The organism is Cupriavidus gilardii (assembly GCF_008801915.1).
In the GTDB taxonomy this organism is placed as follows: domain Bacteria; phylum Pseudomonadota; class Gammaproteobacteria; order Burkholderiales; family Burkholderiaceae; genus Cupriavidus; species Cupriavidus gilardii.
On record NZ_VZOV01000004.1, the window covers coordinates 239,815 to 260,912 of the forward strand.

Below are 21,098 nucleotides of genomic sequence, written 5' to 3' on the forward strand. Positions count from 1 at the left end.
CCCGTCTTGCGGGTGCCCGGCAGCCGCGGCGGCCTCGATTCACGCAGACCCGCGGTTGCTCCCGACTTAAGCCCGCATTCACCCGCATTCAGACCCGCATTTACCCAAGCTTGTCGATGAAACGTTTTCTTTCCCGGCTGGTCCTGGCCGCCGTGGCATTCGCGCTGGCCGCCGCCGGCGCCTTCGCCTGGTGGGCCAACCAGCCGCTGACGCTGCGCAGCTCGCCGCTCGAGGTGATCATCAAACCCAACTCCAGCGTGCCGAGCGTCGCCCGCCAGGTAGCCCGCGGCGGCGTGCCGATCGATACCCGGCTGTTCATGCTGCTCGCCCGGGCGACCGGCAATCACGCCAGCCTGAAGGCGGGCGGCTACCAGTTCGAGAGCGGCGTCACGCCGCTGCAGGTGATCGGCCGCATCGCCCGGGGCGAGGTCAATCACCATGTGCTGACGGTGATCGAGGGCTGGGAATTCCGCCGCATGCGCGCGGCCATCGATGCCCATCCCGCCTTGCGTCACGACACCAGGGGGATGAGCGAGGCGGACCTGCTGAAGGCGATCGGCGCCGCCGAGACCTCGGCCGAGGGGCTGTTCTTCCCGGACACCTACCTGTTCGCGCGCGGCAGCAGCGATGTCGAGCTGTACAAGCACGCCTACCGGGCCATGCAGCGGCGGCTGAACGAGGCCTGGAACGCGCGCTCGCCCGACCTGCCGTACAAGACGCCCTACGAGGCGCTGATCATGGCCTCGATCGTCGAGAAGGAGACCGGCCAGGCGGCCGAGCGCCCGATGATCGCGGGGGTTTTCATCAACCGGCTGCGCAAGAACATGATGCTGCAGACCGATCCGACCGTGATCTACGGCATCGGCGAGATGTTCGACGGCAACCTGCGCAAGCGCGATCTGCAGGCGGACACTCCGTACAATACGTACACCCGCACCGGCCTGCCCCCCACGCCGATCGCCTTGCCGGGCGTCGCGTCGCTGGCGGCGGCGACCACGCCGGCGCCGACCGACGCGTTGTATTTCGTTGCCCGCGGCGATGGCACCAGCCACTTCTCCAACTCGCTTCCCGAACACAATCGCGCGGTCGATCAATACCAGCGCGGCAAATAATCTCGAACACGATCGCCATGCGCGGAACATTCATTACCTTCGAAGGCATCGACGGCGCCGGCAAGAGCACGCATCTGGCCTGGTTCGCCGAGCGGCTGCAGCAGCGGTTGGGGCAGGGCAGGCAAGTGGTGACGACGCGCGAGCCGGGCGGCACCGCGCTGGGCGAGGACCTGCGCCAGCTGCTGCTGCACCGGCCGATGCATCTGGAGACCGAGGCGCTGCTGATGTTCGCCGCGCGCCGCGAACATCTGGCCGAGGTCATCGAGCCGGCGCTCTCACGCGGCGACTGGGTCATTTCCGACCGTTTCACCGATGCCACCTTCGCTTACCAGGGCGGCGGCCGCGGCCTGGCCCGGGAGCGGCTCGAGACGCTGGAGCGCTGGGTGCAGGGCGACCTGCAGCCGGACCTGACGCTGCTGTTCGATGTGCCGCTGGAGGTCGCCAGCGCCCGCCTGGCCGGTGCGCGCGAGCCGGACAAGTTCGAGGCCGAGTCGGCCGCCTTCTTTGCGCGGACCCGGGCCGAATACCTGAGGCGGGCAGAAGAGGCACCGATGCGCTTCCGTCTGATCGACAGCACGCGGTCGATCGCAGATATTCAGAAGACGCTTGAGGAAATTCTCGCAAGTCTTTGAAGCACATACAGTATCAAGATCCGATGATAGGGGGCGGGTTATCGTCGTTGCCGAATCCGGAACAACGTTCCATGCTCTCAAACAACATCAAATTCTGCCGATAACTCGTTGATTTCCATGCTCTATCCCTGGCAAACCGAAGACTGGCGGCAACTGATGGCGCTGCGCGACCGGCTGCCGCACGCGTTGCTGCTGCATGGCCAGCAAGGCATCGGCAAGCGCGACCTGGCGTTGCACTTTGCCCAGGCGCTGCTGTGCGATACGCCGCTGGCCGACGGCCAGCCCTGCGGCACCTGCGCCGCCTGTCACTGGTTTGGCCAGGGCAATCACCCGGACTTCACCGTGGTCCGGCCCGAGGCGATGGAAGGCGGCGATGCGGATGCCGACGCCAAGGCGGACGATGGCGGCGGCAAGAAGAAGGCGCCCAGCAAGATCATCCGGATGGAGCAGGTGCGGGCGCTGATCGAGGCGGTCGGCATCGGCACGCACCGCTCCGGGCTGCGGCCGGTCGTGATCTACCCGCTCGATGCCTTGCAGCACGAGGGCGCCAACGCGCTGCTGAAGACGCTGGAGGAGCCGCCGCCCGCGACGGTGTTCCTGCTGGTCACGGACCGCATCGACCGGATCCTGCCGACGATCCTGTCGCGCTGCCGCCAGGTCGCGCTGCGCCGGCCGGGCGAGCAGGCGGCGCTCGAATGGTTGCGCGCGCAAGGTGTCGCCGATGCGCCGGCCCAGCTGGCGCAGGCCGGCGGGGCGCCCTTGACGGCGCTGCATGCGGCCGAGGCCGAAGAACTGCCGCTGCAGCGCTGGCTGGTCGGACAGCTTGCCACGGGTCCCGCGCTGGACGCGCTGGCCGCCGCCGAGCAGCTGCAGAAGCTGCCGGTGCCGTCGGTGCTGGGCATCCTGCAGCGCTGGACCTACGATCTGCTGGCGCTGTGCCTCGGCGGTGAGGGCGGCGCGCGCTACTTCCCGGGTGAGATGGCGGCGCTGCGGCGCTGCGCGGGCGCAACCGACGCGCATCGGCTGCAGGCCTTCGCGGCACGGCTCATCCAGCACCGCCGCCACGAGCAGCATCCGCTGGCCGCGCGGCTGGTGATGGAGGCCGTGCTGATGGACTACCGGCATCTGTTCCAGCGGCATCCGGCCTGATCGTCGCCCGCACATCGGCGATGCTCACCTCAGAAAAAACCTGAAGTACCTGCCATAACAACTTGATTTAAAAGAAGAGAAACATGGAAGCAAGCGGTTTCACCGTGCGTGACGCACAGCGCCAGGACCTGCCGGGCATCGTCGCGATCTACAACGGCACGGTCGCGTCGCGGATGGTCACCGCCGACACCGAGCCGGTCAGCGTCGCCTCGCGCCAGCCGTGGTTCGACGCACACGGTCCCGAGCGCCGGCCGCTGTGGGTGGTCGAGGACGCCGGCGGCCAACTGGCCGGCTGGCTCAGCTATTCGGACTTCTATGGCCGGCCCGCCTATGGCGCCACCAGCGAGGTTTCCATTTACCTGGACGAGCGCTATCGCGGCCAGGGCCTGGGCCGCCTGCTGCTGGAACGGGCGATGGCCCATGCGCCGGCGATCGGCGTCAGCACCTTGCTCGGCTTCATCTTTGGCCATAACGCGCCGAGCCTGGCACTGTTCGAACGGCTCGGCTTTGCCCGCTGGGGCGAGCTGCCGCGGGTCGCGGTGCTCGACGGCATCGAGCGCGACCTGATCATCGTGGGGCGGCGCGTCGAGCAGGACGCCCGCTCGGCCATCTCCGCTTAACCCGCCAGGCCCGTCCGCCTGGCCCGATTGCCCGATCTGCCATGTTTGTCGACTCCCACTGCCACCTCGATTTCCCCGACCTGTCCGCGCGGCTGCCCGAGCTGCTGGCCCATATGCGCGAGAACCGGGTCACCCACGCGCTGTGCATCTCGGTGACGCTGGAGGATTTCCCGCGCGTGCTGGCGCTGGCCGAGCAGCATGCGAACCTGTATGCCTCGGTCGGCGTGCATCCGGACTACGAGGAGGGCGCCGAGGAGCCGACCGTCGAGCGGCTGGTCGCGCTGTCGAACCATCCGCGCGTGGTCGGCACCGGCGAGACCGGGCTGGACTACTACCGGCTCAACGGCCGCAGCATCGACGAGATGGAATGGCAGCGGGAGCGGTTCCGCACCCATATCCGCGCCGCGCGCCAGACCGGCAAGCCGCTGATCATCCATACCCGTTCGTCGGCCGAGGACACGCTGCGGCTGATGCGTGAAGAGAATGCCGGCGAAGTCGGCGGCGTCCTGCACTGCTTCACCGAGACCTGGGACGTCGCCCGGCAGGCGCTGGACATGGGCTTCCATATCTCGTTCTCGGGCATCGTGACCTTCAAGAACGCGGTCGATCTGCAGGAGACCGCGCGCAAGGTGCCGCTCGAGCGGATGCTGATCGAGACCGATTCGCCGTATCTGGCGCCGGTGCCGTATCGCGGCAAGACCAACGAGCCGGCCTGGGTGCGGCATGTCGGCGAGTTCATCGCCACGCTGCGCGGGCTGCCGGTGGAGCAGGTCGCGCAGCAGACGACGGACAACTTCTTCAACGTGTTCAAGCACATAGAAAGGACTGCTAATGCTTGATATCAAGTCGCTGCGCAGCCCTTTGCTGGCGTCGATGCGGGCCACGGTGCTGGCCGCGGCGCTGACCGGCGGTGCGCTGCCCGCGCTGGCTGCGCCGGCCGACGACCTCCGGCTGGCGGTCGAACTGGACAACGGCTATGAAGTGCGGAAGCTGCTGTCGCGCGGCGTCGATCCGAACCTGACCGACCGCCGTGGCGATCCGCTGCTGGTGGCGGCGCTGCGCGAGAAGTCGCTGAAGGCCGCCGAAGCGTTGATCCAGGCGAAGAACCTCGATTTCGACAAGACCAATGCCGCCGGCGAAACCGCGCTGATGATGGCCGCGCTGCAAGGCCAGCTGGACATGGTCAAGCTGATGGTCGAGCAGCGCCAGGTCGAGATCAACAAGACAGGCTGGACCCCGTTGCACTACGCCGCCACCAACGGCCATCTGGAGATCGTCCGCTACCTGCTGGAAGAGTCGGCCTATGTCGACGCGGAAAGCCCGAACGGCACCACGCCGCTGATGATGGCCACGCGCGGCGGCCATATCGAGACGGTCAAGCTGCTGCTGGACGAGGGCGCCGATCTGCGGATCCGCAACCAGCAGGGCATGACGGCGATCGATTTCGCCGACCGCTACAACCAGCCCGAGATCGCCCAGGGGCTGCGCTCGCGCTGGCAGAAGCAGTTTCCGGACACGCCGATGGACGGCGGCAAGAGGAAGGGCAAGGCGGGGTGGTAAGACCTGGAAGATTCGCTCTCCCGCTGGCGGGGGCGTAAGGCGTTGCCGGCTTGTCTGCCCTCTCCCGCAAGCGGGAGAGGGCGCCAACCCTCGCTACCGCCGGCGATCCGGCCGAGCGATCAAGCGGATCGCGGCAACGGCCGGCTAGGCATCGTCCGCCAGCCGCACGCCGGTGAACTGCCAGCGCTGGTGCGGATAGAAGAAATTGCGGTAGGTCGCGCGGATATGGGACTCGGGTGTCACGCACGAGCCGCCGCGCAGCACCATCTGGTTGCTCATGAATTTGCCGTTGTACTCGCCGACCGCGCCGGGGCTGGGGCGGAAGCCCGGATAAGGCAGGAAGGCGCTGGCGGTCCATTCCCAGACGTCGCCGTACATCTGCCGCAGCGCGCCGGCGGTGTTCTGCCGGTCCGGCAGCGGCCGCAGCGCGCGTCCCTCGAGGAAATTGCCGGTGGCTGGCAGATTGCGCGCCGCGTGTTCCCACTCGGCCTCGGTCGGCAGCCGGCGCTCGGCCCAGCGGGCGAAGGCATCGGCCTCGTAGTAGCTGATATGCGTCACCGGGCTCTCCGGATCGACCGGGTGCATGCCGCGCAGCGTCATCTGCCACCAGGTGCCGTCGCGCTCCTCCCAATACAGCGGCGCCTCGATGCCTTGCTCGCCGACCCAGCGCCAGCCGTCCGACAGCCACAGCCCGGCGCTGCGATAGCCGCCATCCTCGATGAATTCGAACCACTGCCGGTTGGTCACCGGGTGCGAAGACAACTGGTAGGGGCGCAGCAGCACCTGGTGCCGCGGCCCCTCGCAATCGAACGCGAAGCCGGCGCGATCCTGGCCGAGCTCATGGCCGATCGACACCACGCCGCCGGAGAAGGTCAGCCATTCCGGCGCGGGCCGCGGATCGGCGATCACCGGTGCCACCAGTTCGGGCGCGAACGCGGGCTTGAGCGGATTCTGCGCGAACAGATGCAGGATGTCGGTCAGCAGCAGTTCCTGATGCTGCTGCTCGTGATTGAGGCCCAGCTCGATCAGCGCCGCTTCCTCGTCGGTCTGCGCGCGCATCAGCAGATCGAACATCGCCTCGTCGACCGCTTCCCGGTAGGCCAGCACCTCGTCCAGCGTGGGCCGGGTCAGCAGGCCGCGGCGCGGGCGCGGATGGCGCGCGCCGACGGCCTCGTAATACGAATTGAACAGATAGCGGTAGCGCGCGTCGACCGGCTCGTAGTCCGGGATGCGCGCCGTCAGCACGAATTCCTCGAAGAACCAGGTGGTATGGGCCAGATGCCATTTGGCCGGGCTGGCATCGTCCATCGATTGCACCGTCGCGTCGGCGTCGCTGATATCGGCCACCATCGCTTCGGTGGCGGCGCGGATATGGCGATACCGGGACAGCAGCGCCGGCTCCTGCGGAGGGGGGACGACGCTGGCGGGCAACAGGGAAGAGGGCATGCGGGCTCCGGGGTCGATGGCGCGGCGATGCCTGCCTGGCACCGTCGCCGTGGCCGGTTCCGGCCAGCCCGCGCATCGCGCGGCAGCGCCTGCTCCCCCGAGTGGGCGTACGCCGAAACCGCAGGTATGAACCGCTCCATCATAGACGCGATCCCACCCCGGGGGAGTCGGACAGCCTCTGACGGCGCTTGCCGCCAGCGGCATGTCCGCGGCGCCGCGATCAGGCCGCCAGGCGGCCATCCTCGTCGTTGAGCGCGGCCAGCTCGCGCTGGGCGGCATCGAGGCCTGCAGTGCGGTATTCCGGACCCATCGCCAGGCCGTGGGCGCGGACATAGCTGATGTCCGTGATGCCCAGGAAGCGCAGCACCGTGTCGATCGTGACCTCGTGCAGGTCCAGGCCGTTCGGGTCCTGGCGCACGCCGCCGCGCGAGGAGACCACGATCGTCTTCTTTCCGCCGGCCAGGCCCACCGGACCGTTCTCGGTGTAGCGGAAGGTGCGGCCGGCCTGGGCGATCCGGTCGATCCAGCCCTTGAGCTGGCTCGGGATGCCGAAGTTGTATTGCGGCACGCCCAGCACCAGCACGTCGGCCTCGAGGAATTCCTTCAGCCAGGCTTCGGTGCGCTCCAGTTCGGCCTGCTGCACCGGGTCCAGCCCTTCCTTCGGGCCGCCCAGCACCGGCAGCAGATGCCCGGACAGGTGAGGCGCGGCCTCCTTGTCCAGATCGCGCACGGTGACCGTGGCCTCCGGATGGCGGGCGCGCAGATCCGCCACCACTTGTGCCGTCAGGCTGCGCGACACCGAGTTGTCGCCCAGTACGCTCGAATCGATTTGCAGAATCTTCATCACGCTCTCCACATCGGAATTGGTTTGGATGTGAGGAAAGATAATGGCTGGCGATTGATGTCGGTAGTGATCCATAATGGAAATTATTGTTCTGCCTGTAGAACGAACTACACCGGCCACGCCGGCCGTCCAGCCCTTACGATGGCGACCATGCAAGACCTCAACGATCTCTATCTCTATGCCCAGGTGGTCCAGCACGGCAGCTTCTCCGCCGCCAGCCGCGCCACCGGCGTGCCCAAGTCGCGCCTGAGCCGGCGCATCGCCCAGCTGGAAAAGGAGCTCGGCGTGCAGCTGTTGCGCCGGACCACGCGGCAGGTCCGCGTGACGCCGCTGGGCGAGGCCTTCTACGAGCGCTGCAAGGCGATGCTGTCGGAGGCACAGGCCGCGCGCGACGTCGTCGAGCAGGCGCGCGCCCAACCGGGCGGCCATCTGCGCGTGGCCTGCGCCGTCGGCATCGCGCAGAACCTGCTGGCGCCGTCGATCGGACGTTTCATGCGCGAGAACCCCGGCGTGCGGGTCGAGATCGATGCCACCAACCGGCGCGTCGACGTGATCGGCGAGGGCTACGACCTGGCGCTGCGCGTGCGCGAGGTGCTCGACGACTCGTCGCTGGCGATCCGCACCTTCGGCTCCAGCCCGCTGACGCTGGTGGCCAGCCCCGGCCTGCTCGACGCGATCGGCCGGCCGCGCACGCCCAAGGCGCTGGCCGGCGTGCCGGGCGTCGGACAGAAGCCGCACGATGGCCGCCATGTATGGAACCTGTCCATCGGCGACGAGCCGCCGACGCAGATTCCGTACGATCCGCGGCTGGTCTGCGACGAGTTCGCGGTGCTGCTGTCGGCGGCGGTCGAAGGCATCGGCGTCGCGATGCTGCCGCGCATGTATTGCCGCGAGGCGATCGAGCGCGGCGATCTGGAGGTGCTGCTGCCGCAATGGCGCATGCCGGTCGGCACGCTGCATGCGGTGTTTCCGTCGCGGCACGGCATGCCGCCGGCGGTGCGGCGCTTCCTCGATTTCCTGACCGAGATCCTGCCCGAGAACGTGCGCCAGGCCGGCATGCAGCCGATCATGCCGCCGGGCATGCACCAGCCGCTGCCGCCGACCGCACCGGGCTGACCGCTGGCCGTCCCGCGCGTGGGAGCGGGCGGTGCGCCGCCGTGTTGCGGTCCCCGCCACAGCCCGCGCCCAGCAAGGCTTGGGCCGCATTTGCGGCTTTACCTTCACGCGAAGCGGCGCTAAGGTACAGGGGCGCCGCGCGTGCAGCGCAAGGCGCCTACAACCTCTGCGCACGGATCGAACCGGGGACCCGTTTGCGTCAACCACCAAAGGAGTGACATCGATGGCTGCTACTCATGGTTCTCAGGATCTGGGCAAGGCGGTGCTGCGCATCGTGCTGGGGATACTGATCCTGCTGCACGGCATCGCGAAGGTCATCAACGGCCCCGGGCACATCGTGCAGATGGTCGACCAGGCGGGCCTGCCTTCCTTCCTCGCCTATGGCGTCTACATCGGCGAAGTGCTGGCGCCCGTGCTGCTGATCATCGGCCTGTGGACGCGCGCCGCGGCGCTGGTGATTGTCATCAACATGCTGTTCGCGATCGGCCTGGTCCATATGCATCAGCTCGGCATGCTCAACAAGAGCGGTGGCTGGGAGCTGGAGCTGCAGGGCATGTTCCTCGGCGCCGCCATCGCGGTGATGCTGCTCGGCGCGGGCCGCTTCAGCGTCGGCGGAGCGGGCGGGCCGCTGAATTGATACGCCGCGTGCGGCGTTTTTTGGCAGTGGCAGGGCCGGCTCCGGCGGCATAACCGCTACAATCGCTGCCCGTGGTTTTTTCGATGGCGTAGCGATATGGGTTTGGGCTGGTTCGGATTGTCGACCTTCTGGCTATTGCCGCTGGCGTGGCGCATGGTGGCGCGCATGCTGGCGGGGCAGCCGGTGTTTTCCGGGCCCGGCACGCTGCGCGTCTGGCTGGGCAGTGCGCTGACGCTGTGCGCGAGCGCGGCGCTCGAAGCGCTGACTGCCAGTACGTCGGCCTCGTCCGACGTGGAGCCCACCGCGTCCTCCGGCGGTGCCGCGGGGGCAGGGGTGGCCGGCATCGCGGCCGATCTGTTCGGCTGGACCGGCGCGCTGCTGCTGATGCTGGGTGTGCTGGCGCTGGCCGCGCCGATGGTGTTCGGCGAGACCTGGCCCAGCCTGTTCGCGCGCAAGCCGCGGCGCCATGCCGCTGCCGGCGATCCGGGCGACGCAGCGGCACCCCCGGTCTCGCGGCCCGTGCGCGAAGCTTCCATGCCGGCCCCTGCGGCAACGCGATGGACGCCGGTGGCAGACGACAGCGCCCGGCGGCCGACCGCCCGCCACAAGGGCATCGAAGCGGTATCCGCGCGCCGGGCGCCCGCGTGGCAACCGCCGCCGCGAACCCGCGTATCGCCGCCACAGCCCGGCGAAATCTGGCTGCATCCGACGCAACCGACCCGGACCGTTGCACCGGCGCGGCCCGCGGCAACGGCGCCTGCGCAGAAGCCCGCGCCGGCCAGGACCGCCGCTTCGGCACCATCGCGGCCGACGGCCGCCGCGGCATCGACCCCTGCCGCCCCCGCGTCCTCGCGCACGCCATTGCGCGCGACCGTTGTCGCCAGCCCCTTCCATCAGCCGCAACTGGGTTTGCGCAGCGCGATCACGACGTTGCCCGAAGCGCAGCCGCTGGCGAAGGCGGCGAGCGCTGTGCCGGCGAATGGCGGCAACGTAGCGACGGCTTCCCCGACGACGACGGCCGCGGAGCAGGGCACCGCCGCGCCGATCGCTGACGTGGCCACAGCCGCGGCCATGGCCGAAGCGATGGCCGGGCCGGCCGAACCTTATCCGGCCGAAGCCGAGCCAGCGCAGGCCGAGCAGAGCGCGGCCTACGAGGCGATCCGCGCCGAGGCACAGGCGCTGCTTGCCGAATTGCGCGCCCTGGCTGGTGCCGAACAGGACCAGCTGGACAGCGAGCACACGGCCGACACCCTGCCGGGCGATCCGGCCGAAGCGCACGACATCGCGGTCCCCGCTGTCCCCGAGGCTGCGCCGACGCAGCCCGATGCCGCGACGCCGACCGTGGCATTGCCGCCGGCCCTCGAAGCCGGGCCCAATGCCGAGCTGGCTTCCGGGCCGAATCCCGAGCCGAATGTGGAGCCGAATGCGGAGCCCCCACCAGTGGCGATGCCCGCGCCAGCCTGGGAACCACCGTGGCAAGAATCGCCGGCGGATATCGCCGCAGCTTCGGCAGCGTCCTCAGCGGCCGCGTCCGCCGTCACGGTGCAAGCCGCATCCGAACTCGCGCCCGCAGCAACATCCGAGACGACCGGGCCCACGCCGGCCCCCGCGCAGAAGCCCCGCATCGTGCTGCCGGCCGTGGTCGGCCGCGCGGTGCCGCTGGACGCCGCAGCGCCGCCCGCGAGCACCGTCGTCGCGGCGAAGCCGGCCGTACCCGCTCAGCCGGTCGTCCCGCCGCCGCCCCGCATCGTCGACTATCGCCTGCCGGGCATCGATCTGCTGGAGCCGGCCGTCGAACACGCCGAGCAGGTCTCCGAACAGCATCTGGCCGAGACCGGCGAGCTGATCGCGCAGCGGTTGGCCGAGTTCAAGGTGCCGGTGTCCGTGGTCGGCGCGTCGGCCGGTCCGGTCATCACGCGCTTCGAGGTCGAGCCCGCGATGGGCGTGCGCGGGGCGCAGGTGGTCGGGCTGATGAAGGATCTGGCGCGCGCGCTCGGCGTCAGTTCGATCCGCGTGGTCGAAACGATTCCCGGCAAGACCTGCATGGGCCTCGAATTGCCCAATGCCCGCCGCGAGATGATCCGCCTGTCGGAGATCGTCGCGGCCTCATCGTTCCAGGCCCATGCCTCGCGGCTGGTGCTGGCGATGGGCAAGGACATCACCGGCAATCCGGTGGTCACCGATCTGGCGCGCGCGCCCCACCTGCTGGTGGCCGGCACCACCGGCTCGGGCAAGTCGGTGGCGATCAACGCGATGATCCTGTCGATGCTGTACAAGGCCACGCCGGACGATGTGCGGATGATCATGATCGACCCGAAGATGCTGGAGCTGTCGGTCTACGAGGGCATCCCGCATCTGCTGGCGCCGGTGGTCACCGACATGAAGCAGGCCGCGCACGCGCTGAACTGGTGCGTCGGCGAGATGGAGAAGCGCTACCGCCTGATGTCGGCGCTCGGCGTGCGCAACCTGGCCGGCTACAACCAGAAGATCCGCGCTGCCGAGGCCGCCGGCGACAAGGTCCGCAATCCGTTCTCGCTGACCCCGGACGCGCCCGAGCCGCTGTCGACGCTGCCGCTGATCGTGGTGGTGATCGACGAGCTGGCCGACCTGATGATGGTGGCCGGCAAGAAGATCGAGGAGCTGATCGCGCGCCTCGCGCAGAAGGCGCGCGCGGCCGGCATCCATCTGATCCTGGCCACGCAGCGCCCGTCGGTCGACGTGATCACCGGGCTGATCAAGGCCAATATCCCGACGCGCGTGGCCTTCCAGGTCTCGTCGAAGATCGACTCGCGCACGATCCTGGACCAGATGGGCGCCGAAAGCCTGCTGGGGCAGGGCGACATGCTGTTCCTGCCGCCGGGCACCGGCTATCCGCAACGCGTGCACGGCGCCTTTGCCGGCGACGACGAAGTCCATCGCGTGGTCGAGCACTGGAAGCAGTTCGGCGAACCCGATTACGACGACGCGATCCTGGCGCCCGATCCGGCCGAGGCCGGCGGCGGCGATCTGTTCGGCGACGGGCCCGGCGGCGATGCCGAGGCCGATCCGCTGTACGACGAGGCCGCGGCCTTCGTGCTGACCTCGCGCCGCGCCTCGATCTCCGCGGTCCAGCGCCATCTGCGCATCGGCTACAACCGTGCGGCGCGGCTGATCGAACAGATGGAGGTGGCGGGACTGGTTTCGCCGATGGGGCGCAATGGGGCGCGGGATGTGCTCGCGCCTGGGGGGCAGGAGTAGGGCGCTGTAGCAGGGGCCGGGATGGCCATGGCGGGAGAGCGTCCTCCCGCCCCGATCCGCGCTTACGCCTGCGCCGCCAACACCGGCTCCCCGAGATTGAGCATCAACCGGTTCGCCCACGCAAAGATCGCGATCGCGTGAATGCCGTCAAGGATCTCGGCATCGCTCAATCCGGCTTCGCGCAGCGCCGCCAGCGAGGCCGCGCCGATGCGGTGCGGGTGCTCGGTCAGCGCGACCGAGAAGCGCGCGATGGCCTGTTCACGCGCGGTGGTGCCCGCCGTGCGCGGATTGTCGAAGACCTGCGCGATCGCGTCGTTGCGCTTGGCCAGCTGTTCGAAGCGTTGCGCATGGACCGACGCGCAGTAAACACAGCCATTGATGCACGACACCACGGTGCTCGCCAGTTCCCGCTCGGCACGAGCCATGCCGCCGGGCGCGTACATGATCGCGTTGAAGGCGGCCGAGCGCTGCCGCAGGATTTCCGGCTGGTGCACCAGGAACAGGTAGTAGTCCGACACCTTGGCCTTCGGATGGCTTTCCTCCAGCACGGCAATCTGCTCGGGCGTCGCCCGCTCGACCGGCACCACATCCAGCCACGCCTTCCAGTCGAGCACTTCGTTGGTGAAGCCATTGATGCGAATGATGTCGCCCGGCTTCGTGGTCGCCGCAGCGGCCGGCGCCAGGTCGCTCGGCAGCGCCTCGCCTTGCGACGCACCGCTCAACGCGCGCAGGCCGGCGACCAGCCGGGCCTGATACGACAGGAAGGCGATCAGCTGCGCCAGCGTCACGACCTCGGGCGTCGACAGCCCGGCGGCCGGCAAGCTCAGCAGCGCGGCGCGGTCTCCCTCGACCGGCTTTTCGATCAGCTTGCGCGTGAAGGCCAGCATCGCGCGCAGCCGCGCATCGGCAACGGCGTCGCCACGGGCGCCGTCGACCGCTGCCACCGTCTCGGCATCGGCGCCGGCCGCTTGCAGCCGGTCAAGATAGTGCGCGGCCAGCTCGGCGGAGGGCGTCAGCCGCGACGCATACAGCGCGACCGCGAGGCGTTCGGTCAGCGTCAGGCCGGGCAGGGCCGGATCGAACATCGTGCGATAGCTGCCCTCGGTCGCGACGGCGACCTTGTCGCGCTGATGGCGCAGCGCATGCGTGGCGCTGCCGGCGGCAAGGCCCGCGAGGCGGTCGATCAGGTCGAGTTCGGACGTGGCGTTGGCTTGAGTGGACGAAGCAGTCATGGTGTCGGGGTGAAAAAGTCAGCGGTCAGCGGAGCGAGGCGGCACGGATTGGCCCATTCATCGGGCATTGATCGGCCCATTCATTGGCCGGGGTGCGAAGGCGGCGGCGCCGGCGTCCATTCGTCGCCGTACAGCTCCGGCTCGGCATAGGCCTGCAGCACGGCGAAGTGGGTCTCGACGTCTTCCTGGTACAGCAGCGCGGCGATGCCCTGGCCCAGCCGGCGCGCGCCGTCGCTGATGGCCGGGATATCGCCCGAAATCGTGCCGTGCGACAGCGCGGCCGGATAGCAGAAGCAATGCACGCGCGACAGGCCGGGGCAGGCGCCGGGCGTCTTCTCCTGGAATTCGAACACCGGGCCAAGGTCCGGCGAATCGCGCAGTTCCGGGTCTTCCTGGCCGGCGGGCGGCTGGAAGCGGTCGCCCCACAGCCGAATCTGCGGTGCGATGACCGAGAACTCCGGCCGCGCACCGAAATCGACGCGAAAGCCCGTCGACAGCAGCAGGAAGTCGAGCTCGAACACGCCCTTGGCGGTGTGCACGCGCAACGTATCGCCAGTGCCCGCACGGCGGACCTCGATCCGCTCGATCGGGCAGCCGACATGGAAGCGCGCATTGTCGTGGCGCGACACGCGCAGCGTGCTGCCGCGCGGCGGCGGCACCTGTTCGCTGTTGATGTAATGGCGCAGCCGCCATTTCCACTGGTCGGGCAGGCCGTAGTGGCCGTGCGTCAGCCCGGGGTTGCCCGAGCCCTTGCTCTTGTTGATGCGCGGAATCTCGGCGCGGCGGATCAACAGGTCGACGCTCGCGGCGCCGGCCTCCAGCGCCGTCGCGGCGCTGTCCATCGCCGACGCGCCGGCGCCCACCACGCCGACGCGCTTGCCGCGCAGCACGCGGTAATCCATCGGGTCGGACGAGTGCGCCCACAGATGGGCCGGCAGATCCTGCGCGAAGGCCGGCAGCAGCGGACCGCCGAGGCCATCGCGCCCAGTGGCCAGCACCACGCGCCGCGCCATCACGCGCTGCGGACCGGCGGGCGTCGTCATCCGCAGTTCGACCAGCCCGTCGGCGCGTGGCAGCACGGTATCGACGGTGTGTTCGTTGGCAACGTCGAGGTCCAATACCCGCCGATACCAGCGCAGATAGTCCATCCATTGCAGGCGCGGAATCTTGTCGAGCGCGTCCCATGCCGCCGTGCCGAACTGCGCCTCGTACCAGGCGCGGAACGTCAGCGCGGGCAGGCCGAGCGCCGGGCCGGTCAGCTGCTTGGGCGAGCGCAGAGTTTCCATGCGGGCGGTGGTGGCCCATGGCCCTTCGAAACCCGCCGGCGCACGGTCGAAGATGCGCGCAGCGATACCGAGGTGCTTCAGCGTCGCGCTGGCGGCCAAGCCGGCCATGCCGCCGCCGATGATGGCGACGTCGAGCACCGGCGCGCCGTCGAACTGGCGCGGCGGCACCCACGGCTTGGCGGGCAGGTCCAGCCAGGCGAGGTCCTGGCGCAGGCGGGCTTCCAGCGCGGGCAGGCCGGCGGGAGCGGGAGAGAGGGTGGATTCGGTCGTGGACATCGAGAGCGCTTCAGGCTGACATCAATCGTTCTGTCGGGACAGGGCAGGACGGGCCGGCTCCCGTACGGTGCGGGTGCCGGCATCGCTGTCCGCTTCGTATGCCGGCGCAAGGCTGCCGCCATCGCGCCGAACGAAGCCGGGCAGCCGCCGCGCCGCGGCCAGCGCCAATTGCTCGGCCAGGGTATGCACCGCCGGCGTCGGCGGCCGTCCCTGCGGCGTGATCACGCAGAAATGGAAGGGGATCGGCACGTCGATCGGCCGCACCGCCACGCCGTCGACCGGGAGGCCATAGGCCGTCACCGGCTCGAGCACCGCCAGCCCCAGCCCGGCGCGCACCAGCGCCAGCGCGTTCAGCGAGGTATTGGTATCGATGCGGCGCGGCACCGCGATGCCGGCGCTCTCCAGCGCCCGGTCCACCAGCTGGCGCAGCCGGTAGGGGTTCTGCATCGTGACCAGCGCGCGGTCGGCGCAGGCGGACAGCGGCACGGTATCGGCTGCCGCCAGCGGATCGTCGGCGGCCAGCGCCGCCACGCATTGCACTTCGCCGATCCAGTGCACCGCCACGCCGCGATGCTCGAGCGGCAGGCTGGTGACGCCGACCTCCGCGGCGCCGGTCAGCACCGCGTGCACCACCTTCTCGGGCGAGGCGCTGTGCAGATGGATCTGCGCCGGCAGCGCCGGATCGGCGGCCAGGGCGGCGGGCACCAGGCCCGCGGCCAGCGCCGGCGTCGCCACCACATTGAGCGAGCGGCTGCCTTCGCGGCCGATCACCGCCGCGCTGGCACGGATCTGCTGCATGCCGAGCAGCACCGGCTCGACTTCCTCGTACAGCAGGAAGCCGCGCTCGGTCGGGCTGACCCGCGGTCCGCTGCGGGCAAACAGCGCGAAGCCCAGCTCGCTCTCCAGCTCCTGGATCGAGCGCGTGATCGCCGGCTGCGAGCGGCCCAGCAGGCGGCCGGCGGCGGTGACGCTGCCGGTCGACATCACTGCGGCGAAGGCTTCGAGCTGGCGGATTTCCATGGCGGTTGACTATGCGTATATCGCATTCTTGCGCGCTTATGATGCCAAACGCAAATACTATTTCGGCATACGCTTCTGCCGCGGGGCGCCGGTGGCGGTCGTGCCTGCCGGCGCGGCCGGGCGGCGGGTCGCTATCATGGGCCGATCGTTCGCGTGGAGAAATGCGATGAGGCAATCATGCGGCCGGCGTTTCGGTTCGCGATGGGGAGCGCGGTCGGCGCCGCTTTCCGGGCTGCTGGCGGCGCTGTCGATGGCGGTGCTGCTGCTTGGGGCGGGCATGCCGTTGCCCAGCCAGGCGCAGGGCGATCCGCCCGCTGCCATCGCGCCGCTGAAGATCGGCTCCAAACGATTTACCGAGTCCTACATCCTCGGCGAAATCCTGACCCGGACCGCCGCAACCGCCGGACCGGCCCGCCATCTGGCCGGGCTCGGCAACACCGCGATCGTGTTCGCCGCGCTGCGCGCCGGCAGCATCGACCTGTACCCCGACTACACCGGCACCGTGGCGGCCGAGCTGCTGAAGCTGCCGCCCACCGCGACACTGGCGCAGATACAGGCCGCACTGGTCCCGCTGGGCCTGGGCGCGGCGGTGCCGTTCGGCTTCCAGAACACCTATGCGATCGCCGTGCGCGATCAGAGCGCCACGGGCGGCAAGGGCGGCAAGGGAGGGGACGGCGCCCAGGCTGCGGCGGCGCCCGACAGCCTGCGCACGCTGTCGGACCTGGCGCACGCACCGGGACTGCGGCTTGGCTTGTCACACGAATTCCTTGGCCGCGCCGACGGCTGGCCCACGCTGGCCAGCCGCTACCGCCTGCCGCAGCAGCCGATCGGCCTGGACCACGGCATCGCCTACGAAGCGCTGGCGGCCGGACAGGTCGATGCGATCGACATCTATTCGACCGACGCCAAGATCCGCGCCTATCGGTTGCGGGTGCTCGAGGACGACCGCCAGGTGTTTCCGCGCTATGACGCGATCGTGCTGTACCGGCTCGACGTGCCGCAGCGCCATCCGGCGGCATGGCGCGCGATCGCCGCGCTCGAAGGCCGCATCGACGGCGAACGGATGATCGCGATGAACGCGCAGGCCGAACTGGACGGCGCCAGCTTCGCCGCGGTGGCGCGGCGCTTTCTGGCGGGCGATGGTGCCGCAGCCGGCAAATCGACCGGCTACGCAGCCGGCATGGCAGCCGACAACGCGTCGGACAACGCGGCGGACAAGCGGGCCGGGCTGCTCGGCACCTTGCTGGGCCCGGACACCTGGCGGTTGACCCGCCAGCATCTGGCGCTGGTCGTGGGCGCGGTCGGCGCCGCGGTGGTGGCCGGCGTGCCGCTGGGCGTGGTTGCCGCGCGCCGACGCCGGCTGGGACAGGTGGTGCTGGCCATCGCCGGCATGCTGCAGACGATACCTTCGCTCGCGCTGCTGGCCGGGCTGATTCCGCTGCTCGGCCGCATCGGCCTGTGGCCGGCGCTGGTCGCGCTGTTTCTGTACGCCTTGCTGCCGATCGTGCGCAATACCTGCACCGGGCTGCAGCAGGTGCCGGCCGGCCTGTCGGACGCCGGCCGCGCGCTGGGACTGACCGCCCGCCAGCGCCTGCGTCATGTCGAATTGCCGCTGGCGCTGCCGGTGATCCTCGCCGGCATCAAGACCGCGGTCGTGATCAGCGTCGGCACCGCCACCGTGGCCGCCTTCGTCGGTGCCGGCGGCTATGGCGAACGCATCGCCACTGGCCTCGCGCTCAACGACGACACGCTGCTGCTGGCCGGCGCGATTCCCTCGGCGTTGCTGGCCCTGCTGGCGCAGGGCCTCTTCGAGGTCGTCGAACGCTGGCTGCTGTTCCGCGGCCAGCGCAGCGCCAGGAGCGCTCAGGGCGCTCAGAAGTGATGGCGCATGCCGACCATCACGCCGATGCGCGTGGTGCTGTCGATATCGAGCGCCGGCGTGCCGGCCCAGTACTCGGTCTCGCGCCCGACCGCGCCACCGCGCGCTCGCGCGGCATCGGCCTCGACGTAGACGTGGGTGCGCTTGGACAGCGCGTAGTCGGCCACCACGGCAATGCTGTCGGCATTGCCGCTGCCGAGCGGCACCGGCACGTCCTGGAACTGCGTGGCGACGTTGCCGTTCTGCCAATAGCGGTAGTAGGCCCCCGACAGATGCAGCGCCGGCGTCAACTGGTAGCCGAGCCCCGCGAAGGCGATCGCGTAGCGCGCATCGTTGGCCGATTCGCGCCGGCCCATATGGCCGACGAACGCCTTGGCCTTGCCGAACGCATACGAGCCGCCGACCGTGTAGTTGCGCACCGTGCCGCTGCCATCGTCGTTCTTGCGCTGGTCGTAGGCGACGCCGAACGCGACCGGTCCCTGCTGGTACAGCGCGCCGCCGCCGAGCGTGGTGCCGCGGACCATGCTGCCGGGCTGCTCGCCGGCGCCGTAGTCCAGCTGCACGGTCAGCGGACCCATCGTGTGCTGGTAGACCACGCTGTTGTTGATGCGGTAGTCCTGGATAAAGATGTCGCCGCCGAGATACAGCGGGTCCGACCAGAAGTTGCCCCAGCCCTGGTCCAGCGGATTGAAGGCCCAGCCGATATTGTTCAGCGCGTTGTACTGGCGTCCGAAGGTCAGGCTGCCCCAGCCGCCCTTGAGGCCGACATAGGCCTGCCGGCCGAAGAACGCGTTGTAGCCGAGGCGGCCGTCGTCGCTGCCGACGCCGGCTTCCAGCTGGAAGATCGCGTGATTGCCGCCGCCGAGGTCTTCGTCGCCTTTCAGGCCGAAGCGGCTGCCGACCATGCCGCCGGAGACCAGCCCGATCTGGTCGTTGTGATGGCCGTCGAGATTCGAGGTGTAGCGCACCGCCGAGCTGACGATGCCGTACAGCGTGACGCCGGGCTCGGCTTGCGCGGCGCCGGGGAGAGCGGCGACGGGCAATAGCCCGGCCGCCAGCAGCCAGGGGCTGGCTGTCTTTTTCATGGATTGTCCTCCGAGGTCGGACCCGTCCGGTGCGCGGGGCGCCGGCGGACCCGTCAGGCCGATGGCCTGCGGTACCAGTCCCGCGCGGGCACGCGGGTCGTCATCGGGACGTGCGCGGTGGCGCGTGTCCCGGGCGAAGGTCGAGATGGGCGACGTTGCCTTGCTGGCGGCGAATGCCGGCAGTGGAGCCGGGCAAGCCTGTGCGATGCCGGACGGTCCGGCGCCGCGGGAGTGGACCCGAGGGCCCTGTGGCTGGGTTCGCCGGCGCCCACCTCGCGCGTCGTTCCGGCTATCGCAGGGCGGACGGTGAAGGCATGTTCCGGGTCGTCCCCGGTACGGCGAACGGGCGGTAGTTTACCTGCTTTGCCGAGCGGGCCCGAAAACGCGGTTTTGACGGCACGATGACACGCGCCATCGACCGGCCGAAACCCGCTCGACCGAATACCCGGCAGGGCGACTGAAATGTGATGTTTAAATAATTTTTCTAAGAATGGGCTATATTTAATCGGTAAACAGGTGCGTTTAAACGCCGAGGAGATCCGCGATGGCGTTGAGAAACGCCTTCAAGGACTTTGGTGGTACGGGTCCACTTCAACGCAATGCAGACGCGGCCGAAGAGTAGGGCTCAGATCCAGCTGCCGGCTCTCGGTACCCTCATACGAAGAAAACTCGGTTTTCGCCATATCGTGGTCAAAGGATGGCGCGCAGGCCGTGGTGGAGCAAGCGAACTGCTCGATGAACCGAGATGTCATCGCGCCATCGCCGCCAAGCCCCGCTCCAGATCCGCAATCAGGTCGCGCGGATCCTCGAGGCCGATATGCAGCCGGACGATCGGCCCGCGCGCCGACCAGTCGTCCACGCTGCGGGCGCGCCCCAGGTCGGACAGCGTGGCCAGGCTCTCGTAGCCGCCCCAGGACGCGCCGATGCCGAACAGCGTCAGCGCGTCGATGAAACGCTCCGCCGCGGCCACGCCGTGCCCGCGCAGTTCGAAGGAAAGCAGGCCGTTGGTACCCGTGCAATCGCGCTGCCACAGCGCATGGCCTGGATCGCCGGGCAGTGCGGGGCAGAAGACCGTGGCGACCTCCGCGCGCTGCGTCAGCCAGTCGGCCACCGCTAGCGCATTGGCCTCGTGCATCGCCAGCCGCGGCGCCAGGCTGCGGATGCCGCGCAGCACCAGATAGGCGTCGTCGGGGCTGACCGCGATGCCGAAGCTGTCGGCCAGTGTGGACAGCGGCTGCCAGGCGTCCTTGGTAGTCGTCACCGTGCCCATCATCACGTCGGAATGGCCCGACAGGTATTTGGTCGCGGCCATGATGGAGACATCGGCGCCGAGCGCCAGCGGCCGGTATTGCAGGCCGGAGCCCCAGGTGTTGTCGGCCACCAGCAGCAGCCCGCGCTGGCGCGCCAGCGCCGACAGTTGGCGCAGGTCGCACATCTCGTAGACCAGCGAGCCCGGACATTCGGCGTACAGCATGCGCGTGTTCGGTTCGATGCGGGCCTCGATATCGCGGCCGTCGGCGGCGTAGAAATCGACGCGGATGCCGTGGTCGCGCAGGAAGGTGTGGGCCAGATTGCGCACCGGTTCGTAGACGCAGTCGGCCATCAGCACATGGTCGCCCGGACGCAGATAGGCCAGCAGCGTCATGCCGATTGCCGCAAGCCCGGTTGGATACAGCCGCGTGCGGTAGCCGCCTTCGAGCGCGCAGACCGCGTCCTCGAGCGCGAAGCTGGTCGGCGTGCCGCGCGCGCCGTAGGTGAACAGGCGTTCCTCGCCGCGCCGGGCGCGCGCCTCGCGCTGCTGCGCGACGGTGTCGAACAGCACGGTACTGCTGCGCACCACCGGCGGATTGACCGGGCGGCCGCCTGGGTAGTCGAGCGCCTTGCCGGCGTGGATCAGCGTGGTCAGCGGCGAATGTCTCGTGGGATCGGGCATGGCGTCAAAGCGGCATCAAGGCGGCCATCACGGC

The 21,098-nt window shown here is 69.4% G+C and carries 17 protein-coding genes; 10 read left to right on the top strand and 7 right to left on the bottom strand.

Annotation, left to right across the window (positions count from 1 at the left end; genetic code table 11):
- Nucleotides 1-116: 116 nt before the first annotated feature.
- The 6 genes from mltG (at nt 117) to F7Q96_RS08315 (ending at nt 5,073) form a co-directional block, all read left to right on the top strand.
- A complete protein-coding gene (gene mltG, locus F7Q96_RS08290) occupies nt 117-1,112 on the top strand; it encodes an endolytic transglycosylase MltG (protein ID WP_151022449.1) in 996 nt (331 codons plus the stop codon).
- Nucleotides 1,113-1,129: 17 nt separating this feature from the next.
- Entirely contained in the window at nt 1,130-1,744 is a 615-nt protein-coding gene (tmk, locus tag F7Q96_RS08295; RefSeq protein ID WP_053821871.1) for a dTMP kinase, read from the top strand.
- Between the two features lie 117 nt (nt 1,745-1,861).
- The gene (locus tag F7Q96_RS08300) at nt 1,862-2,893 is read left to right on the top strand and encodes a DNA polymerase III subunit delta' (protein WP_053821870.1); all 1,032 of its coding nucleotides are present in this window, start codon (nt 1,862-1,864) and stop codon (nt 2,891-2,893) included.
- 83 nt (nt 2,894-2,976) lie between these two features.
- Entirely contained in the window at nt 2,977-3,513 is a 537-nt protein-coding gene (locus tag F7Q96_RS08305; protein ID WP_053821869.1) for a GNAT family N-acetyltransferase, read from the top strand.
- A 41-nt stretch (nt 3,514-3,554) separates the two neighbouring features.
- On the top strand, nt 3,555-4,352 hold the full coding sequence (locus F7Q96_RS08310; protein ID WP_053821868.1) for a TatD family hydrolase: 798 nt from the start codon (nt 3,555-3,557) through the stop codon (nt 4,350-4,352).
- Complete coding sequence (locus F7Q96_RS08315) at nt 4,345-5,073, top strand: ankyrin repeat domain-containing protein (protein WP_390885739.1); 729 nt, start codon at nt 4,345-4,347, stop codon at nt 5,071-5,073. Before F7Q96_RS08310 ends, F7Q96_RS08315 begins: the two co-directional genes overlap by 8 nt.
- A gap of 144 nt (nt 5,074-5,217) precedes the next feature.
- Here the strand turns inward: F7Q96_RS08315 and egtB are convergent, their stop codons facing one another.
- Together egtB and F7Q96_RS08325 are read right to left on the bottom strand one after the other, a co-directional pair.
- Nucleotides 5,218-6,519: an ergothioneine biosynthesis protein EgtB gene (gene egtB, locus F7Q96_RS08320; RefSeq protein ID WP_023263599.1), complete on the bottom strand. Its 1,302-nt coding sequence runs from the start codon at nt 6,517-6,519 to the stop codon at nt 5,218-5,220.
- A gap of 220 nt (nt 6,520-6,739) precedes the next feature.
- Nucleotides 6,740-7,363, bottom strand: coding sequence for an FMN-dependent NADH-azoreductase (locus F7Q96_RS08325; RefSeq protein ID WP_053821867.1), 624 nt, complete (start codon nt 7,361-7,363; stop codon nt 6,740-6,742).
- Between the two features lie 150 nt (nt 7,364-7,513).
- On the opposite strand from F7Q96_RS08325, the gene F7Q96_RS08330 reads away from it, so the two are divergent.
- From F7Q96_RS08330 to F7Q96_RS08340, 3 genes are all read left to right on the top strand, one after another.
- Entirely contained in the window at nt 7,514-8,479 is a 966-nt protein-coding gene (locus F7Q96_RS08330) for a LysR family transcriptional regulator (RefSeq protein ID WP_053823102.1), read from the top strand.
- Between the two features lie 223 nt (nt 8,480-8,702).
- Nucleotides 8,703-9,116 carry a DoxX family protein gene (locus F7Q96_RS08335; RefSeq protein ID WP_053821866.1) on the top strand — a complete coding sequence of 138 codons (414 nt, stop codon included), beginning with the start codon at nt 8,703-8,705 and terminating at the stop codon, nt 9,114-9,116.
- A 96-nt stretch (nt 9,117-9,212) separates the two neighbouring features.
- Complete coding sequence (locus F7Q96_RS08340) at nt 9,213-12,353, top strand: DNA translocase FtsK 4TM domain-containing protein (protein WP_053821865.1); 3,141 nt, start codon at nt 9,213-9,215, stop codon at nt 12,351-12,353.
- 62 nt (nt 12,354-12,415) lie between these two features.
- On the opposite strand, the gene F7Q96_RS08345 is transcribed toward F7Q96_RS08340, so the two are convergent.
- The 3 genes from F7Q96_RS08345 to F7Q96_RS08355 all read right to left on the bottom strand — a co-directional run bounded on the left by F7Q96_RS08345 (nt 12,416) and on the right by F7Q96_RS08355 (nt 16,167).
- The gene (locus tag F7Q96_RS08345) at nt 12,416-13,585 is read right to left on the bottom strand and encodes a CMD domain protein (RefSeq protein WP_082371476.1); all 1,170 of its coding nucleotides are present in this window, start codon (nt 13,583-13,585) and stop codon (nt 12,416-12,418) included.
- 80 nt (nt 13,586-13,665) lie between these two features.
- Entirely contained in the window at nt 13,666-15,147 is a 1,482-nt protein-coding gene (locus F7Q96_RS08350; protein ID WP_053821864.1) for a SidA/IucD/PvdA family monooxygenase, read from the bottom strand.
- A 21-nt stretch (nt 15,148-15,168) separates the two neighbouring features.
- Nucleotides 15,169-16,167 carry a LysR family transcriptional regulator gene (locus F7Q96_RS08355; protein ID WP_151022451.1) on the bottom strand — a complete coding sequence of 333 codons (999 nt, stop codon included), beginning with the start codon at nt 16,165-16,167 and terminating at the stop codon, nt 15,169-15,171.
- A 277-nt stretch (nt 16,168-16,444) separates the two neighbouring features.
- On the opposite strand from F7Q96_RS08355, the gene F7Q96_RS08360 reads away from it, so the two are divergent.
- Nucleotides 16,445-18,049: a glycine betaine ABC transporter substrate-binding protein gene (locus F7Q96_RS08360; RefSeq protein WP_144425889.1), complete on the top strand. Its 1,605-nt coding sequence runs from the start codon at nt 16,445-16,447 to the stop codon at nt 18,047-18,049.
- Here F7Q96_RS08360 and F7Q96_RS08365 read toward each other — a convergent pair.
- A complete protein-coding gene (locus F7Q96_RS08365; RefSeq protein ID WP_053821862.1) occupies nt 18,040-19,131 on the bottom strand; it encodes a porin in 1,092 nt (363 codons plus the stop codon). The genes F7Q96_RS08360 and F7Q96_RS08365 overlap by 10 nt on opposite strands.
- 748 nt (nt 19,132-19,879) lie before the next feature.
- Nucleotides 19,880-21,064 (bottom strand): cystathionine beta-lyase, encoded by a 1,185-nt coding sequence (gene metC, locus F7Q96_RS08370; protein WP_053821861.1) that lies wholly within the window; start codon nt 21,062-21,064, stop codon nt 19,880-19,882.
- Nucleotides 21,065-21,098: the final 34 nt, after the last annotated feature.

Bases quoted from the DNA above. Each gene is read 5' to 3' on its own strand.
- F7Q96_RS08330 (WP_053823102.1), top strand. From the start codon at position 7,514: ATGCAAGACCTCAACGATCTCTATCTCTATGCCCAGGTGGTCCAGCAC.
- mltG (WP_151022449.1), top strand. From the start codon at position 117: ATGAAACGTTTTCTTTCCCGGCTGGTCCTGGCCGCCGTGGCATTCGCG.
- F7Q96_RS08340 (WP_053821865.1), top strand. From the start codon at position 9,213: ATGGGTTTGGGCTGGTTCGGATTGTCGACCTTCTGGCTATTGCCGCTG.
- F7Q96_RS08325 (WP_053821867.1), bottom strand. From the start codon at position 7,363: ATGAAGATTCTGCAAATCGATTCGAGCGTACTGGGCGACAACTCGGTG.
- metC (WP_053821861.1), bottom strand. From the start codon at position 21,064: ATGCCCGATCCCACGAGACATTCGCCGCTGACCACGCTGATCCACGCC.
- F7Q96_RS08355 (WP_151022451.1), bottom strand. From the start codon at position 16,167: ATGGAAATCCGCCAGCTCGAAGCCTTCGCCGCAGTGATGTCGACCGGC.
- F7Q96_RS08305 (WP_053821869.1), top strand. From the start codon at position 2,977: ATGGAAGCAAGCGGTTTCACCGTGCGTGACGCACAGCGCCAGGACCTG.
- F7Q96_RS08360 (WP_144425889.1), top strand. From the start codon at position 16,445: ATGCCGTTGCCCAGCCAGGCGCAGGGCGATCCGCCCGCTGCCATCGCG.
- F7Q96_RS08310 (WP_053821868.1), top strand. From the start codon at position 3,555: ATGTTTGTCGACTCCCACTGCCACCTCGATTTCCCCGACCTGTCCGCG.
- egtB (WP_023263599.1), bottom strand. From the start codon at position 6,519: ATGCCCTCTTCCCTGTTGCCCGCCAGCGTCGTCCCCCCTCCGCAGGAG.
- tmk (WP_053821871.1), top strand. From the start codon at position 1,130: ATGCGCGGAACATTCATTACCTTCGAAGGCATCGACGGCGCCGGCAAG.
- F7Q96_RS08300 (WP_053821870.1), top strand. From the start codon at position 1,862: ATGCTCTATCCCTGGCAAACCGAAGACTGGCGGCAACTGATGGCGCTG.
- F7Q96_RS08365 (WP_053821862.1), bottom strand. From the start codon at position 19,131: ATGAAAAAGACAGCCAGCCCCTGGCTGCTGGCGGCCGGGCTATTGCCC.
- F7Q96_RS08345 (WP_082371476.1), bottom strand. From the start codon at position 13,585: ATGACTGCTTCGTCCACTCAAGCCAACGCCACGTCCGAACTCGACCTG.
- F7Q96_RS08350 (WP_053821864.1), bottom strand. From the start codon at position 15,147: ATGTCCACGACCGAATCCACCCTCTCTCCCGCTCCCGCCGGCCTGCCC.
- F7Q96_RS08315 (WP_390885739.1), top strand. From the start codon at position 4,345: ATGCTTGATATCAAGTCGCTGCGCAGCCCTTTGCTGGCGTCGATGCGG.
- F7Q96_RS08335 (WP_053821866.1), top strand. From the start codon at position 8,703: ATGGCTGCTACTCATGGTTCTCAGGATCTGGGCAAGGCGGTGCTGCGC.